Raw genomic sequence first — 531 nt, 5'->3', positions numbered from 1 at the left:
TGAAAGAAAAGAAAATCCACGTCGAGTTCAATGGAAACAACTATTCTTTCACAATCAGAGGAAGCCTGATTCCATCGCAGAATGAGCTGACTGCGGAAGAGCAGGAGGCTGTGAGATACGGATTGGATAACCAAGGGTTCTATATCTATCGAGAAGACCGGTTGATATGGAATGACGGCTGGCCTCACCGAATGTATAAGAAGGAAGGTAAGATCACCCGTTTACGTGTCGAGCTTGTTTTCTCCCATGAACTTGATGATGTATTCAGTATCGATTTCCGCAAAAGCCGAGTGATAATCCCTGTTGAAATCCGTAGGAAACTGCAGTCGCTGATTGCTCCATGGCGTCAGGCACTACTTTCCGTTTCGTCAAAAAACCAATCTGAACAGTCCGGTTCGACACGTGCACATGGTCCTGCTGATAATGCGATAGATAAGCAGAAAAACCGTACAAAAAACTCCGATATAAAGGTTGATGGCGAAACAGTTACCATCAGAAACCAGAACCAGCCCAAACCTGCAGTAATCAACG

1 protein-coding gene is annotated in these 531 nt (G+C 45.0%); it reads left to right on the top strand.

The annotated features are described in order from the left end of the window. A partial coding sequence (locus RF647_RS19240; RefSeq protein ID WP_368813132.1) for a hypothetical protein occupies positions 1-531 on the top strand: 531 nt, incomplete at both ends.

Origin of the sequence: Kocuria sp. CPCC 205263 (genome assembly GCF_040981075.1) — a bacterium.
Lineage (GTDB): Bacteria > Actinomycetota > Actinomycetes > Actinomycetales > Micrococcaceae > Kocuria > Kocuria rosea.
The sequence above is the reverse complement of the archived record's forward strand: the minus strand, read 5'-3'. Positions and strand labels throughout refer to the sequence as shown.